The sequence below is a fragment of the Pseudoroseicyclus sp. H15 genome (assembly GCF_054353345.1).
This window is the reverse complement of the sequence record NZ_JBTHJE010000003.1, coordinates 151,099-165,350: the sequence shown is the minus strand read 5'-3', so window position 1 is coordinate 165,350 and position 14,252 is coordinate 151,099. Positions and strand designations below refer to the sequence as shown.

Annotated in this window: 15 protein-coding genes; 11 read left to right on the top strand and 4 right to left on the bottom strand. The window is 68.1% G+C overall.

Going from position 1 to position 14,252, the window contains the following annotated elements; all coding sequences use genetic code 11:
- From ACXN5S_RS08290 to nuoF, 8 genes are all read left to right on the top strand, one after another.
- Positions 1-594: an NADH-quinone oxidoreductase subunit C gene (locus tag ACXN5S_RS08290; protein WP_458604950.1), complete on the top strand. Its 594-nt coding sequence runs from the start codon at positions 1-3 to the stop codon at positions 592-594.
- Positions 591-1,808 (top strand): NADH-quinone oxidoreductase subunit D, encoded by a 1,218-nt coding sequence (locus tag ACXN5S_RS08285; RefSeq protein ID WP_458604949.1) that lies wholly within the window; start codon positions 591-593, stop codon positions 1,806-1,808. The genes ACXN5S_RS08290 and ACXN5S_RS08285 overlap by 4 nt, the downstream gene beginning before the upstream one ends.
- A 96-nt stretch (positions 1,809-1,904) precedes the next feature.
- Positions 1,905-2,453: a hypothetical protein gene (locus ACXN5S_RS08280; protein ID WP_458604948.1), complete on the top strand. Its 549-nt coding sequence runs from the start codon at positions 1,905-1,907 to the stop codon at positions 2,451-2,453.
- An 88-nt stretch (positions 2,454-2,541) separates the two neighbouring features.
- Positions 2,542-2,919, top strand: coding sequence for a hypothetical protein (locus ACXN5S_RS08275; RefSeq protein WP_458604947.1), 378 nt, complete (start codon positions 2,542-2,544; stop codon positions 2,917-2,919).
- A gap of 70 nt (positions 2,920-2,989) precedes the next feature.
- Entirely contained in the window at positions 2,990-4,150 is a 1,161-nt protein-coding gene (locus tag ACXN5S_RS08270; protein ID WP_458604946.1) for an NADH-quinone oxidoreductase subunit E, read from the top strand.
- Between the two features lie 22 nt (positions 4,151-4,172).
- Positions 4,173-4,481, top strand: a complete 309-nt coding sequence (locus tag ACXN5S_RS08265) for a hypothetical protein (RefSeq protein WP_458604945.1) — start codon at positions 4,173-4,175, stop codon at positions 4,479-4,481.
- Positions 4,471-4,719, top strand: a complete 249-nt coding sequence (locus ACXN5S_RS08260) for a DUF5337 domain-containing protein (protein ID WP_458604944.1) — start codon at positions 4,471-4,473, stop codon at positions 4,717-4,719. The genes ACXN5S_RS08265 and ACXN5S_RS08260 overlap by 11 nt, the downstream gene beginning before the upstream one ends.
- Positions 4,720-4,726: 7 nt before the next feature.
- Positions 4,727-6,010, top strand: a complete 1,284-nt coding sequence (gene nuoF, locus ACXN5S_RS08255; RefSeq protein WP_458604943.1) for an NADH-quinone oxidoreductase subunit NuoF — start codon at positions 4,727-4,729, stop codon at positions 6,008-6,010.
- A gap of 59 nt (positions 6,011-6,069) precedes the next feature.
- Here nuoF and ACXN5S_RS08250 read toward each other — a convergent pair whose 3' ends face one another.
- The 3 genes from ACXN5S_RS08250 to ACXN5S_RS08240 are packed head-to-tail and all read right to left on the bottom strand — an operon-like array spanning position 6,070 to position 8,465.
- A complete protein-coding gene (locus ACXN5S_RS08250) occupies positions 6,070-6,564 on the bottom strand; it encodes a hypothetical protein (protein ID WP_458604942.1) in 495 nt (164 codons plus the stop codon).
- Positions 6,561-7,760, bottom strand: a complete 1,200-nt coding sequence (locus tag ACXN5S_RS08245) for a DegT/DnrJ/EryC1/StrS family aminotransferase (protein WP_458604941.1) — start codon at positions 7,758-7,760, stop codon at positions 6,561-6,563. The genes ACXN5S_RS08250 and ACXN5S_RS08245 overlap by 4 nt, the downstream gene beginning before the upstream one ends.
- A gap of 42 nt (positions 7,761-7,802) precedes the next feature.
- Positions 7,803-8,465 (bottom strand): HAD-IA family hydrolase, encoded by a 663-nt coding sequence (locus ACXN5S_RS08240; protein WP_458604940.1) that lies wholly within the window; start codon positions 8,463-8,465, stop codon positions 7,803-7,805.
- Between the two features lie 139 nt (positions 8,466-8,604).
- Here ACXN5S_RS08240 and glmU point away from each other — a divergent pair, with 139 nt between their 5' ends.
- Positions 8,605-9,939 (top strand): bifunctional UDP-N-acetylglucosamine diphosphorylase/glucosamine-1-phosphate N-acetyltransferase GlmU, encoded by a 1,335-nt coding sequence (glmU, locus tag ACXN5S_RS08235; protein WP_458604939.1) that lies wholly within the window; start codon positions 8,605-8,607, stop codon positions 9,937-9,939.
- 3 nt (positions 9,940-9,942) lie between these two features.
- Complete coding sequence (gene glmS, locus ACXN5S_RS08230) at positions 9,943-11,760, top strand: glutamine--fructose-6-phosphate transaminase (isomerizing) (RefSeq protein ID WP_458604938.1); 1,818 nt, start codon at positions 9,943-9,945, stop codon at positions 11,758-11,760.
- A 36-nt stretch (positions 11,761-11,796) separates the two neighbouring features.
- Here glmS and ACXN5S_RS08225 read toward each other — a convergent pair whose 3' ends face one another.
- Complete coding sequence (locus tag ACXN5S_RS08225) at positions 11,797-13,425, bottom strand: prolipoprotein diacylglyceryl transferase (protein ID WP_458604937.1); 1,629 nt, start codon at positions 13,423-13,425, stop codon at positions 11,797-11,799.
- Between the two features lie 256 nt (positions 13,426-13,681).
- Between ACXN5S_RS08225 and infC the strand changes: the two genes are divergently transcribed.
- Positions 13,682-14,173: a translation initiation factor IF-3 gene (infC, locus tag ACXN5S_RS08220; protein WP_458604936.1), complete on the top strand. Its 492-nt coding sequence runs from the start codon at positions 13,682-13,684 to the stop codon at positions 14,171-14,173.
- The last annotated feature ends 79 nt before the right edge of the window (positions 14,174-14,252 follow it).

Genomic DNA, 14,252 nt, shown 5'->3' with positions numbered 1-14,252 from the left:
ATGGAAGACCTCGCCGCCCATATCGAGATGAAGCGCCCCGATGCGGTGCTGTCTCAGACCATCGCGCATGGTGAACTCACCGTGACCGTGCCCTCCTCCGAGATGGCGGAGTTCGTGGAGTTCCTGAAGGTCGACCAGACCTGCCGGTTCACCAGCCTTGTCGACATCACGGCGGTCGATTACCCGGGGCGCGAGGCGCGTTTCGAGGTCGTCTACCACTTCCTGTCGATGTACCAGAACCACCGCATCCGGGTGAAATGCGCCGTGCGCGAGGACGAGATGCTCGCCTCGATCACCGAGGTGCACCCCTCGGCCGAATGGTTCGAGCGTGAAGTGTTCGACATGTTCGGCATCATCTTCACCGGCCATCCCGACATGCGCCGCATCCTCACCGATTACGGCTTCCGCGGGCATCCGCTCCGCAAGGATTTTCCCACCACCGGCTATGTCGAAGTGCGCTATGACGAGGCGCAGAAGCGCGTCGTCTACGAGCCCGTCAAGCTGGTGCAGGAATACCGGCAGTTCGACTTCCTCTCCCCGTGGGAGGGCGCGAAATACGTGCTGCCCGGCGATGAAAAATCGGAGGCGAAATGATGGACGGCGCCAAGGGGTTCGACGACGTCCGCACGGACGAGCAGCAGATCCGCAATTTCAACATCAACTTCGGCCCCCAGCACCCGGCGGCGCACGGCGTGCTGCGGCTGGTGCTGGAGCTTGACGGCGAGATCGTCGAGCGGTGCGACCCGCATATCGGCCTGCTGCACCGCGGCACCGAGAAGCTGATGGAAAGCCGCACCTACCTGCAGAACCTCCCCTATTTCGACCGGCTCGATTACGTCGGCACGATGAACCAGGAACATGCCTGGTGCCTCGCCATCGAAAAGCTGACGGAAACCGAGATCCCGCGCCGGGCCTCGCTGATCCGCGTGCTTTACTGCGAGATCGGCCGCATCCTGAACCACCTGCTCAACGTCACCACGCAGGCGCTCGACGTCGGCGCGCTGACACCGCCGCTCTGGGGCTTCGAAGAGCGCGAGAAGCTGATGGTGTTCTACGAGCGGGCCTCGGGCGCGCGGCTGCACGCCGCCTATTTCCGCCCGGGCGGGGTGCACCAGGATCTGACGCCCCAGCTCATCGAAGATATTGACTCCTGGTGCGAGACTTTCCCGTCGTTCCTCGACGATCTCGACGACCTCGTCACCGGCAACCGCATCTTCAAGCAGCGAAACGTCGATATCGGCGTGGTGACGGAAGAAGACATCCAGAATTACGGCTTCTCGGGCATCATGGTGCGCGGCTCCGGCCTTGCGTGGGACCTGCGGCGCTCGCAGCCCTATGAGTGCTACGACGAGTTCGACTTCCAGATCCCCGTCGGCTCCAACGGCGATTGCTATGACCGCTACCTCTGCCGCATGGCCGAGATGCGCGAGAGCGTGAAGATCATGCGCCAGGCGCTGGAAAAGCTCCGCAACGAGCCCGGCGAAGTTATGGCGCGCGGCAAGCTGGCGCCGCCGAAGCGGGCCGAGATGAAGACCTCGATGGAGGCCCTCATCCACCACTTCAAGCTCTATACCGAGGGCTTCCACGTGCCCGCTGGCGAGGTTTACGCCAGCGTCGAGGCGCCGAAGGGCGAGTTCGGCGTGTACCTCGTGGCCGACGGCACCAACAAACCCTACCGCGCCAAACTGCGCGCGCCGGGCTTTTTGCACCTGCAGGCGATGGATTACATCTGCACCGGCCACCAGCTCGCCGATGTCTCGGCCATCCTCGGCTCGCTCGACATCGTGTTCGGCGAGGTCGACCGCTAACGGAAAAGGCTTGCACGGCAGCAAATCTGCCGCCGATAGTTCAAGGGCCGGCCGCTCCCCAGCGGTCGGCCCTTTTTCATGAAAACCGGTTGCCCCATGCGCGTGCTTCTGACCCTCAGCTGTCTTCTTGCCTTCGCCGCCTGTGAGGAGCCGGCGGAGCCGTTGCCCGCACCCGCGCAGGATGAACCCGCCCCGCTCGCAGAGCCGAGCGCACCGGAGCAGGCTGCCGTCGAAGACCCCTATGTCGTCATCCCCACGGTCATCGGCCCCGGCGCGACAGAGGCCGACTTCATCGCCTCGCAAAGCGATGCTGAGCTCTATCCCGACCTCACGCCAGAAGGCGCGGCACTGGCGCGTGTGCTCTTCTACGAGCTGCCGCGCGATGCCTATGGCGCGCAGCTGCTCGCGCTCCTGCCGCTCTACGATTGCCGCGTGCCCGTCCGTGACGGTCCAGAAATGCTGGCTTTCGAGGATTGGGCCGGCACCACGGCCCTCATCGAGGCCGGCATGCCGGCGCAGGATATTCCGTCGCTGGCCGAGGAATACGGCTACCTGGTCGTCGGCGTGGGGAACACGCGCCTGGACGAAGACGTGTTCATCTATGACGACGACAGCGCCGTCACCGGCCTTCGCAGCTGCCAATAGGCGGCTCTCCCCCTTCTCGGCCATCGGCCCTTGCAACCCGGGCACGGGGCGCGGAAAACTGGCCCAAAGAGCAACAGCGGAGACAGGCATGAAAGCGGCATTTGCACTTATGGCGATCGCGGGCCTCGCGGCCTGTTCGGTCAACCCCGACAGGATCACGGGCGGCCCCGATCAATCGCCCCTCATCGAATTCAACGGCGGCCTCTTCGGCGGCACCACCACCAGCACCCCGGCCGCCCAGGCGCCCGAGACGCCGGTCGTTCCGGCCAATGCCGAAGACCGGCTCGTCGCCGCAATCGAGGCGAACGGCTGCGTGCTGACCGCCGGCAACGTCGATTCGGTGCTGCTGCAGGCCAACCTCACCACCGACCAGCTGCGTGCCGTGACGGAAACGCTGGTGGATGCCGGCCGCGCCGAGCTTTCCGGCGAAGGCGCCATCCGCGTTATGTCGACCAACTGCATTTGACACCGCCGGGCGGGGCTGGCATGTCCAGCCCCACCGGCCACCCGCGGCCCGCCGAGCGGAGCTCTACCCGATGTTGAGACGCCTTCACCCCGACCAACCCGACAGCTTTACCTTCACCGAGGCGAACCAGAAATGGGCCGAGGCGCAGATAAAGAAGTATCCCGAAGGCCGGCAGGCCTCGGCGATCATTCCGCTGCTGTGGCGCGCGCAGGAGCAGGAAGGCTGGCTCACCCGGGCCGCCATCGAGGGCGTCGCCGAGATGCTACAGATGCCCTACATCCGGGCACTCGAGGTCGCGACCTTCTACTTCATGTTCCAGCTGCAGCCGGTCGGCTCGGTTGCCCATGTGCAGATCTGCGGCACGTTGTCCTGCATGATCTGCGGCGCCGAAGACCTGATGGCCGTCTGCAAGGAAAAGATCGCCGCCGCGCCGCACCAGCTTTCGGATGACGGCAAGTTCTCCTGGGAAGAGGTGGAATGCCTCGGCGCCTGCGCCAACGCGCCCATGGCCCAGATCGGCAAGGATTATTACGAAGACCTCACCACTGAGTCGCTCGGTGAGCTGCTCGACCGCATGGCGGCCGGCGAGGTCCCCACGCCCGGCCCGCAGAACGGCCGCTATGCCAGCGAGCCGGCCTCGGGCCTGACCTCGCTGCATGAGCAGGGCGAGAACCGCATTCCCGCCAATGCCTCCGCCACTCTGGCGCAGGACATCGGCGACACGCTCAAGCGCATCGACGGCACCGAAGTGCCGCTGGTCGCGCCCTGGGTTCACCCTGCCGATGAAGAGGGCGCCGAGCCCGACTCGCCCGGCGAGGCGACCGAAACGCAAGCCCCCGGCACCCAGCCGGAGCGCGACGACGATTCCCCCGGCCAGCCGACCGATGTGGTCAACCAGCCGCTGGCCGAGGAAGTGCCCGCCTCTGACGAGGCCGAAGCGGCCACGCTGGGCGAAGAGGGCAAGGTCGGCCCCACGCCCGAAGTCGAGCCCGAGCGGCTGGAGGGCCCCCGCGAAGGCGGCGCCGACGATCTGAAGAAGATCTCTGGCGTCGGCCCGAAGCTTGAAGGCATGCTCCACGACCTCGGCGTCTGGCATTATTCCCAGATCGCCTCCTGGGGTGCCGAAGAGATCGCCTGGGTCGACAACCGCCTCTCCTTCCGCGGCCGCATCGAGCGCGACGATTGGGTGAGCCAGGCGCAGATGCTGATGAAAGACCAATCGCCGGAATGACCCGCGGCCGGGTGCTCGCATCGTGACTGTCCGCCCGGGCAAGGGGCGCTGCCGCGTCGCCTGCCTTGCGGGTGGTGCCGCCGGCGGGCTGGTTTTCTTCATCCTGCTCGGCTTTGGCCCCGCAACCTGGGGAACGGCGGCCCTGCTCGGCCTTGGCGCCGGCGCGCTGATGGCCGTGACCTTCCTCATGCTGTTCTGCCGCGCTGTTGGCGACCCGCCTGTGCGCGGCTCGAACACCGGCCGCCCGCTGGAAACCGGCGCCCCCATGGGCGAGGTCGAGGCAGCGTTGGCGGAAGACGACAAGCCCAGTGAGCCCCGCCATGGCCGCTAAGCGCCCACCCCCGCAGCCGCGCCCGAGCGAGGCGCAGCTCGCCCGCGCGAAAGCGGCGCGGACTGCGGGCCTTGTGATGGCCGGAACGGGGCTCTATTGGATTGTGGTGACCTTCGCAGGGGCGCAGCTGGCCTGGCCGAACAGGCTGAAGGCGCTTCTCGATCTCTTCGCCCTGGCCGGCTTCGGCATGGGGCTCTGGATGACCTGGCGGGCCTGGCGGCTCGGCCGCGACGAGTGAGGCAGCGATGCTGAAGGACGAAGACCGTATCTTCACCAACCTCTACGGGATGCACGATCGGAGCCTTGCGGGCGCGCAGAAGCGCGGCCAGTGGGATGGCACCGCCGGCCTTATCCAGAAGGGCCGCGACTGGATCATCGAAGAGATGAAGTCCTCCGGCCTGCGCGGCCGTGGCGGCGCCGGCTTCCCGACGGGCCTGAAGTGGAGCTTCATGCCGAAGGAAAGCGACGGCCGCCCCTCCTACCTCGTGGTCAACGCCGACGAGTCGGAGCCCGGCACCTGCAAGGACCGCGAGATCATGCGGCACGATCCGCATACGCTGATCGAGGGCTGCCTCATCGCCAGCTTCGCGATGAACGCCCATGCCTGCTACATCTACATCCGCGGCGAATATATCCGCGAGCGTGAGGCCCTGCAGGCCGCGATCGACGAATGCTACGAGAACGGCCTTCTCGGCCGCAACGCCGCCGGCTCTGGCTGGGATTTCGATCTCTACCTGCACCACGGCGCCGGCGCCTATATCTGCGGTGAAGAGACCGCCCTGCTGGAAAGCCTCGAAGGCAAGAAGGGCATGCCCCGCATGAAGCCCCCCTTCCCCGCCGGCGCCGGCCTCTACGGCTGCCCGACGACGGTGAACAACGTCGAGAGCATCGCGGTCGTGCCGACGATCCTGCGGCGCGGCGCCAGCTGGTTCTCCTCCTTCGGGCGCCAGAACAACGCGGGCACCAAGGTGTTCGCGATCTCGGGCCATGTGAACAACCCCTGCGTGGTGGAAGAGGAGATGTCGATCTCCTTCAAGGAGCTGATCGACAAGCATTGCGGCGGCATCCGTGGCGGCTGGGGCAACCTCAAGGCGGTCATCCCGGGCGGCTCGTCGGTGCCGGTGCTGCGCGCCGAGGTGATGGAAGACGCCATCATGGATTTCGACTGGCTGCGCGAGCAGAAGTCGGGCCTCGGCACGGCGGCGGTGATCGTGATGGATCAGTCGGTCGACATGATCAAAGCGATCTGGCGGCTGGCGAAGTTCTACAAGCACGAGAGCTGCGGCCAGTGCACGCCCTGCCGCGAGGGCACGGGCTGGATGATGCGCGTCATGGAGCGGCTGGTGAAGGGTGAGGCATCGGTCGAAGAGATCGACATGCTCTTCGAGGTGACCAAGCAGGTCGAAGGCCACACGATCTGCGCCCTCGGCGACGCCGCTGCCTGGCCGATCCAGGGCCTCATCCGCAACTTCCGCGACGAGATCGAAGACCGCATCCGCGGCCGCGGCGCCGCCATCGCGGCCGAGTAAGAGTGCGGCGGGGTTCTGCCCCGCCGTAGCTTCCTCAAATCGGGGACAAGATCCCCGCCTCACATCACCCGCCGGCCCCCGATGATCAGCCCAGCAATAGGCGACTGCTCCTCGGCCAGACCGAAGCTCTGCAGCCCCAGCCGGCCGGCGGCGCGGCGCTCCTGCTCCGTCAGCGGCGCCGTCTTGATGATATCGGCGTAATGCCCCGCGGCGCGGATGCCCCATTCGGCGCGCAGCATGGCCATCAGCCGCACATGCGCCTCCATCCAGACCGCCCGCGAATAGGCGCCGCGGCGGGCCAGCGCCTCGGCCTTCGTTGCCATCTCCCACGTCACCGCGCTGAGCCAGAGGTAGAGAAGCTCCTCACCATCAACCTCGCGCCGCTCCATCTCGTTGCCCGGCTCGGCGATCACCCAGTCGAACAGCGGCCCCTCGCCCTCGACATGCGCCGCTCCATCGCCGGGCGACGTCTCGGGGAAGGTGAAATCGGGGCAAGGCTGGCCGAGCCTGGCCAGCGAGAGCCGCACCTCCGCCTCGACCTCGGCGCGCCTCATGCGGCGCCCTCCTGATAGAGCGCGCCCACTTCGGCCCGGATGATGCGGCCGATGAGCGCGATGTCCTCCAGCGAGAAGGTCAGCGGCAAGCGCAGGTCGATCAGCCCGGCCAGCGCCGCATCGGTCTGCGGCAGCTCCTGCGGGGTGGCATAACCCCAGTGCACATAGCGCGAGGTGAAGCCAACCGCCTCCGCCGCGCCGAACCACTTCAGCTCCACGCCCCGGGCCGCGCAGCGCGAAACCAGCGCCGCCGCCTCATCCGCCGCCCAGCCGGGCAGCTGGAACTGGAAGGACGAGCCGACATAGGCCTCCTCCTCCGGGCGCGGGATCAGGCGCAGCCCCGGCGTGCCGGCAAGCTCAGCCTCCATGGCGCGGTAGCGCTCGTTCCAGCGCTCTACCTGAGCGGGCAGCGCCGCGAGCTGCGGGCGCAGGATGGCGGCGCGCAGATTATCCATGCGGCCGGAGATGTTAGGCACTTCGTCCCGCAGCCCCTCGAACGCCGCCATCGGCGGCCGCGCCCTATGGCGCTCGTAGAGCATGTAGGAGCCAGAGAGCAGGATCGCGCGCGCCATCGCCTCGTCATCGGAGGAGGTGAGCAGCCCGCCCTCGCCGGAATTCATATGCTTGTAGGTCTGCGTCGAATAGCAGGCCATCACCCCGTGCCGGCCCGAGGGCACGCCCGCCCAGCCGCCGCCCATCGTATGGGCGCAATCCTCGATCACGATCAGCCCGGCGGCATCGGCCAGCGCCATCAGCGCCTCCATATCGGCGATATGGCCGCGCATATGGCTGAGCAGCAGCACCCGCGCCTGCCCGGCCTTGGCGGCGAGATCGCCAAGGTCGATGACCAGATCCTCCGTCACCTCCACGAAGACCGGCCGCGCCCCGAGGGCCGCGATGGCCCCCGGCACCGGTGCCAGCGTGAAGGCATTGGTGAGCACGGCGTCGCCCGACCGCACGCCCACGGCCCGCAGGGCGGTGGTGATCGCGACCCCGCCGGAGGCCAGCGCCAGGCAATAGGGCGCGCCGGTGAAGGCGGCGAACTCCTCCTCAAGCAGCGCCACCTCGCCGGCTTCGCCGGGGCTGGTGTTGTATCGGTGAAGCCGGCCATGGCGCAGCACCGCCAGCGCCGCCTCGATGGCCGCGTCGGGGATGGGCTCTTGCTGCGTGAAGCTGCCGGTAAACCTCTCAACCATGGGCGAAACCCTTGCGCCGGGCGAGGCTGCCGTCAAGCGCGCTCACAGCTCCAGACTGTCCACGATATTGGGCAGATCGGCGTAGGAGGGCACCAGCGCTGCGGGTTCCAGCCCCGGCATCTCGTCCGCCGCCGGGCCGAAGGCGACCAGCAGCGAGGGGGCGCCGGCGGCCCGGGCTGTCTCCCTGTCGGTCACGCTGTCGCCGACCAGGCAGGCCCGGCCGCGCGCGCCGCCCGCCCGCGCAATCGCCTCGAAGAACGGCGCCGGGTCGGGCTTGCGGCTGGGCAGCGTGTCGGCGCCGATGATCGGGCCGAAGGTTTCGAACTCCCCCAGCGCCTGCATCAGCTTCACGGCCAGCCCCTCGGGCTTGTTGGTGCAGATCGCCAGCGTATAGCCCCGCCCTCGCAGCTCCGCCGCCGCCTCGACAGCGCCGGGATAGAGGCGGCTGCCCACGCAGATGTTCTCGCCATAGGCATCGAGCAACAGCGGATATTCCCGCTCCACCGCCTCATCGCCATAGCCCTCGACCCGGGAAAACCCGAGGCGCAGCATGGCCTTGGCCCCCCTGAGCGCCGTGTAGGCGTCGCGGCCGGGGTCGAGCAGGTCGCCCAGGCCGAGGCCCCGGAAGCAATGGTTCGCGGCCGCGATCAAATCGGCAGAGGTGTCGGCAAGGGTGCCGTCCAGATCGAAGATGACGGAGCGCATGGGGGAGGTGTAACGATTGGTAAGGGGATGTGAAGCCCGGCCGTCTTGTGCGAGGGTGGCGGCGCGATAAAAGGCTGCGAAAAGGCAGCCGAAGAACGGCAGCGCCGGCAGAGCGCACGAGCAAAAGGGCAACGGGCAGATGAGCAACCACGTCATCATTCTGGCGGCCGGTCAGGGCAGCCGAATGGCCTCTGACATGCCGAAAGTGCTGCACGAGATCGCGGGCTTTCCCCTGATCGCCCATGCCCTCCGCGCCGCCGAGGCGCTGGAACCTTCCCGCATCATCGTTGTCACCGGCCACGGCGCCGAGGCCGTCGAGGCCGCCGTCGCCGAGCATTCCCCCGCTGCGGTCTGCGTGCGGCAGGAGGAGCAGCTGGGCACCGGCCACGCCGTTCTGCAGGCGGCGGGCGCGCTGGAGGGCGCCGAGGGGCAGGCCTTCGTGCTTTACGGCGATACGCCCTTCATCGGCGAAGACACCCTCGCCGCCATGGCCGCCGCCCCCGCCGATTTCGCCGTGCTCGGCTTCGAGGCCGCGCCGCAGATGCGCTACGGCCGACTGGTGACCGAGGGCGACGTGCTGCAGCGCATCGTCGAATGGAAGGATGCCGACGAGGCGACCCGCGCCGGAACCTTGATGAATTCCGGTGTGTTGCGCGGCGATGTTCAGCTGATGCTGGAGCTGCTCGCCGAGGTCGGCAACGACAATGCCGCCGGCGAATACTACCTCACCGACCTGCCCGCCCTCGCCGCCGCCCGTGGGCTCACCACCCGCGTCGTGCGCTGCGACGAGGCCGAGACCCTGGGCATCAACACCCGCGCCGAGCTTGCCGCCGCCGAGGCCGCCTTTCAGGCCCGCGCCCGTGCCGCGGCGCTGGAGAATGGCGTCACCCTCGTCGCCCCCGACACCGTGCATTTCGCCCTCGACACCTGGATCGGCCGCGACGCGCTCATCGAGCAGAACGTGGTCTTCGGCCCCGGCGTCACGGTGGAAAGCGGCGCCCGTATCCGCGCCTTCAGCCATCTGGAGGGCGCCCATGTCAGCCGCAGCGCCACCGTCGGCCCCTATGCGCGCCTGCGCCCCGGCGCCGAGCTGTCGGAAGATGTGCATATCGGCAATTTCGTCGAGGTGAAAAACGCTCTGGTCGCCGAGGGCGCCAAGGTGAACCATCTCAGCTACATCGGCGATGCCGACATCGGCGCGAAGACCAACATCGGCGCCGGCACGATCACCTGCAATTACGATGGCGTCTTCAAGCACCGCACCGTGATCGGCGAGGGCGCCTTCATCGGCTCAAACACAATGCTGGTTGCGCCCGTGACCGTGGGCGACGGCGCCGTCACCGGCTCCGGCTCGGTCATCACGATGGATGTGGCGCCGGGTGACCTCGCCCTCGGGCGGGCGCGGCAGGTGGCCAAGCCGGGGCTTGGCGCGAAGATGATGGAGCGCCTGCGCGCGCTCAAGGCGAAGGGATAGGCCATGTGCGGCATCGTCGGCGTTCTTGGCAATCACGAGGTTGCCCCCCTGCTCATCGAAAGCCTCAAGCGGCTGGAATATCGCGGCTATGACAGCGCCGGCATCGCCACCGTCTCGGGCGGCGCGCTGGAGCGGCGCCGCGCGGTGGGCAAGCTCATTAACCTCTCCGACCTGCTGGTGCATGACCCGCTCGCGGGCCATTCTGGCATCGGCCACACCCGCTGGGCCACGCATGGCGCCGCGACCGAGGGCAACGCCCACCCGCACCGCGCGGGGCGTGTCGCCGTCGTGCACAACGGCATCATCGAGAACTTCCGCGAGCTGCGCGAAGAGCTGGCGAAGACCGGCCTGACCCCGCAGACCGAGACGGATACCGAAACCGTCGCCATGGTCACCGAGAGCCTGCTGGACGAGGGCCTCTCCTCCGAGGACGCCGTGCGCGAGACACTCTCGCGCCTCACCGGGGCCTATGCGCTGCTCTTCCTCTTCGACGGCGAGAGCGACCTGATGATCGCCGCCCGCAAGGGCTCCCCCCTCGCCATCGGGCATGGCGACGGCGAGATGTTCGTGGGCTCCGACGCCATCGCCCTCGCCCCGCTGACGGAGCGGATCACCTATCTCGAAGAGGGCGACTGGGCCGTCATCCGCCGGGCCGGCGCCGAGATCTTCGATGCCGCCGGTCGCCGCGCCGACCGCGCGGAAAAGCGCATCCATGCCGAGATGGGCGAGGTGACCAAGGCCGGCCACAAGCACTTCATGATGAAGGAGATCGCCGAGCAGCCGCAGGTGCTGGCCGCCGCGCTCGACCATCACGCGCCGGCCGGCGAGCTGACCTTTGGCGGGCAGGCGCTGGACTTTGCCGGTATCGAGCGGGTGACGATGGTCGCCTGCGGCACGGCCTCGTTCGCCTGCCACGTGGCGCGCTACTGGATAGAGCAGCTCGCCGGCATCCCGGTCGAGGTCGATGTGGCGTCTGAGTATCGCTACCGCGAGCCCCCGGTGCCCGAGGGCACCATGGCGATCTTCGTCAGCCAGTCTGGCGAGACCGCCGATACCCTGGCCGCGCTGCGCTATGCCAGCGGCAAGGCGGCCAAGATCGTCTCCATCGTCAACGTGGCCGAAAGCACCATCGCGCGCGAGAGCGACATCGCCCTGCCCATCCTCGCGGGGCGCGAGATCGGCGTCGCCTCCACCAAGGCCTTCTCCTGCCAGCTCGTCGTGCTGGCGCTGATCGCGCTGCAGGCCGCCCGCGCCAAGGGTCGGCTGACCGAGGCAGAGATGGCCGAGCGGCTGGCCGAGCTGCGGCAGATCGCCGGGCTCTTCAACCACGCCATGGCCATGGCGCCGGCCACGCAGCGCGTGGCGGTGGAGCTGTCGGAAGCGCGCGACATCCTCTTCCTCGGCCGGGGCCGGATGTACCCTCTGGCGATGGAGGGCGCGCTGAAGCTGAAGGAAATCAGCTACATCCACGCCGAAGCCTATGCTTCGGGAGAGCTCAAGCACGGCCCGATCGCGCTGGTCGACAAAGAGGTGCCCGTCATCGTGATGGCGCCGCATGACGAGCTCTTCGACAAGTCGGTCTCGAACATGCAGGAGGTAATGGCCCGCGGCGGCAAGGTGCTGCTGATCACTGACAGGGCCGGGGCAGAAACGGCGAGCGAGGGGTGCTGGCGCGTGCTGGTGATGCCGGATGTGCCGCCCCTCTGGGCGCCGATCCTCTACGCCCTGCCGGCGCAGCTGCTGGCCTATCACACCGCCTCGGCCAAGGGCACCGATGTGGACCAGCCGCGCAACCTGGCGAAGTCCGTCACCGTGGAATAGGCGCCTGCGCGGGGCGTTCCCGCGCAGGCCCTTGGGTTAGTCGACGGTCGTCAACTCGCCGTCAGCGTTGCTGTCCGCACCCTCGGCAGGGGCATCGGCCTCGGCGCCGGTGGCCGGCGCGGAGGAGGCGCTGTCCTCGTCCGGCTCCGGCACTTCCAGCGCCTCGCGCACCTCGGCGATGGCGCTTTCCAGCGCCTCCGGCTCCTCGGCATCGCTCGCTTCCTGCAGAGAGGCGACAAGCTCGGCCTTCTCGACCGTCGGCAGGTCCGACTCGTCGATCAGCTGAGTGGCGCCGTCGAGGTCGAAACCATCCACGCTCAGCACCACCTGCGGGTCGGGATCGGCGGGGCCCGCCTCGGTCGCCAGACGGTCCGTCGCGTCGTTTTCGTCGGGAGCTTCGGAGAGATCGCTGCTGGCGCCTTCGGCCTCGGCAGAGGCTTCATCCTCCGAGGCGGGCGTCCCTTCGGTGGCGGGCTCTTCAGACATGGGCGTGGCCGTCTCGGCGCTTCCCTCTTCAGCCATAGCAGCGTCAGCGGTGCTCTCGTCCGTCTCCGGTTCCGTGCCCTCAGCGGCCGGCGCCGTGTCGTCGGCCATTGCGCCCTCTTCTGCTGCGCCGTCCTCCGCGGTGCCCTCGACGGGCGTCACGTCGACGGTCGCGTCTTCGCCCGAGGCGTCGCTCTGTGCAGTCTCGGCGGAGGACATCTCTTCCGACCCGTCTTCACCGGCAGCCGCGGCGTCGTCTTCGGGGGCGGCCATCGCAGAATTGGCCTCCTCGTCGCCAGCGTCCGCTGCCGCACCTTCTTCAGCCGCCGGCTCTTCTTCTGCCGGCTCGGGCTCGACGGCCTCATCCGCCGTGGCGGCATCGGCGCCGGTCTCTTCCGTCGTCGGCTCATCCGCAGCCGCGTCAGCCTCCGCCTGTCCAGCGGCAGCATCACCCTCGGCCTCCATGCCCTCAGGCGCGTCGGCATTGGCGGTGCTGGCGCTCTCTTCACCCGGCAGGGCCGGAGCTTCGGGGGCGTCGGCGGTGGATTCCTCCGAGGCCGCTTCCATCTGGTCGGCGGCGTCCTGCGCCTCGCCCGCCATCTCGGCGGCGGTGGCAGCGGTCTGCTCCGCCTCGTCCGCAGCCTGGGCGGCCTGATCGGCGGTGTCTTCGGCGGCCTGCGAGGTTTCGGCGGCCAGCTCGCGGTTGCCATCCTCGGCGGCAGCGGCAGCCTGATCGGCCAGCGCGGCGGCTTCGGCGGCCAGGCGCTCGGCCTCGCTCGCCATCTCTTCGGCGGTGTCGGCCACCGCGGCTGCGGCGTCTGCCGCAGCTTCAGGGGCGTTCTCTAGCAGGTCGGCAGCCTCGTCGGCCACGTCCTCGGCAAGATCGGTGGCGGTGTCGACCGCATCGTCCACCACCTCAGCGACGGCTTCGGCGGCGTCGTCCACGGCGTCGGCGGCTTCTTCGATGAGGCCATCGCCCTCTGCAGCCACGGCGGCGGCCTGCTCTGCGGCGGCATCGGCGGCGGCGGCAGCGGCCTCCGCCTCGGCCTCGGCAGCCGCGGCAGCCTCTTCGGCGGCGAGCTGCGCTTCTTCGGCGGCCTGCTGGGCGTTGCGGTCGCTCACGTACCAATAGCCGGCCCCGGCCAGTACAATGATCACAACGATGATCGCGATCGATCTCATGATTCCATCCTCTCTCATGATTCCCGGCCGGCGCGGCCCCTATGAGGCAAAGATGGCAGAGGCCGAAAAGTTTGCATAGCGCAGGGCAATGAGTCGCCAGATGCCCCCTGGCCGGGCCCCCGCAGCCGCCGTTTGCGGTTGATTGCGCCCTCGGGCGCGCTTACTTTACGCCATCTAGAGAGATAACGGCAGAAAGGACGCCGCCATAGCCCGCAGACCCCACAACGCACCCCCTGTCCGCGACACCGGCCCCCGTGTGAACGATCGTATTCGCGCCACGGAAATCCGGCTCATCGGCGCCGAAGGCGAGAACGTTGGCGTCGTGACGCCCGCTCGCGCCATGGCGATGGCCGAAGAGGCGGGCCTCGATCTGGTAGAAATCTCGCCTAACGCGACGCCGCCCGTGTGCAAGATCATGGACTACGGCAAGTTCAAGTACGAGACCCAGAAGAAAGAGGCCGAGGCCAAGAAGAAGCAGAAGATCATCGAGATCAAGGAAGTCAAATTCCGCCCGAACACCGACAGCAACGACTACGACGTCAAGATGCGCAACGTGTTCAAGTTTCTCGAGAACGGCGACAAGGTGAAGGTCACCCTGCGCTTCCGGGGCCGCGAGATGGCACACCAGGAGCTTGGCCGCGATCTGCTGCAGCGCGTGGCAGAGGACACCAAGGAAATCGGCAAGGTCGAGAACATGCCGAAGATGGAAGGCCGCCAGATGGTCATGATGATCGGGCCGACCAAATAAGGGTCTGCGTTGGCGCGCGAAAACGCCAGAGCGCATGAAGAAGGCCGCCCCTTGGGGCGGCCTTTTGGTTTTTCCGGGA

What these genes read in the sequence shown, in the direction of transcription:
- ACXN5S_RS08290 (WP_458604950.1), top strand. Translation starts at nt 1, where the DNA reads ATGGAAGACCTCGCCGCCCATATCGAGATGAAGCGCCCCGATGCGGTG.
- ACXN5S_RS08285 (WP_458604949.1), top strand. Translation starts at nt 591, where the DNA reads ATGATGGACGGCGCCAAGGGGTTCGACGACGTCCGCACGGACGAGCAG.
- ACXN5S_RS08280 (WP_458604948.1), top strand. Translation starts at nt 1,905, where the DNA reads ATGCGCGTGCTTCTGACCCTCAGCTGTCTTCTTGCCTTCGCCGCCTGT.
- ACXN5S_RS08275 (WP_458604947.1), top strand. Translation starts at nt 2,542, where the DNA reads ATGAAAGCGGCATTTGCACTTATGGCGATCGCGGGCCTCGCGGCCTGT.
- ACXN5S_RS08270 (WP_458604946.1), top strand. Translation starts at nt 2,990, where the DNA reads ATGTTGAGACGCCTTCACCCCGACCAACCCGACAGCTTTACCTTCACC.
- ACXN5S_RS08260 (WP_458604944.1), top strand. Translation starts at nt 4,471, where the DNA reads ATGGCCGCTAAGCGCCCACCCCCGCAGCCGCGCCCGAGCGAGGCGCAG.
- nuoF (WP_458604943.1), top strand. Translation starts at nt 4,727, where the DNA reads ATGCTGAAGGACGAAGACCGTATCTTCACCAACCTCTACGGGATGCAC.
- ACXN5S_RS08250 (WP_458604942.1), bottom strand. Translation starts at nt 6,564, where the DNA reads ATGAGGCGCGCCGAGGTCGAGGCGGAGGTGCGGCTCTCGCTGGCCAGG.
- ACXN5S_RS08245 (WP_458604941.1), bottom strand. Translation starts at nt 7,760, where the DNA reads ATGGTTGAGAGGTTTACCGGCAGCTTCACGCAGCAAGAGCCCATCCCC.
- ACXN5S_RS08240 (WP_458604940.1), bottom strand. Translation starts at nt 8,465, where the DNA reads ATGCGCTCCGTCATCTTCGATCTGGACGGCACCCTTGCCGACACCTCT.
- glmU (WP_458604939.1), top strand. Translation starts at nt 8,605, where the DNA reads ATGAGCAACCACGTCATCATTCTGGCGGCCGGTCAGGGCAGCCGAATG.
- glmS (WP_458604938.1), top strand. Translation starts at nt 9,943, where the DNA reads ATGTGCGGCATCGTCGGCGTTCTTGGCAATCACGAGGTTGCCCCCCTG.
- ACXN5S_RS08225 (WP_458604937.1), bottom strand. Translation starts at nt 13,425, where the DNA reads ATGAGATCGATCGCGATCATCGTTGTGATCATTGTACTGGCCGGGGCC.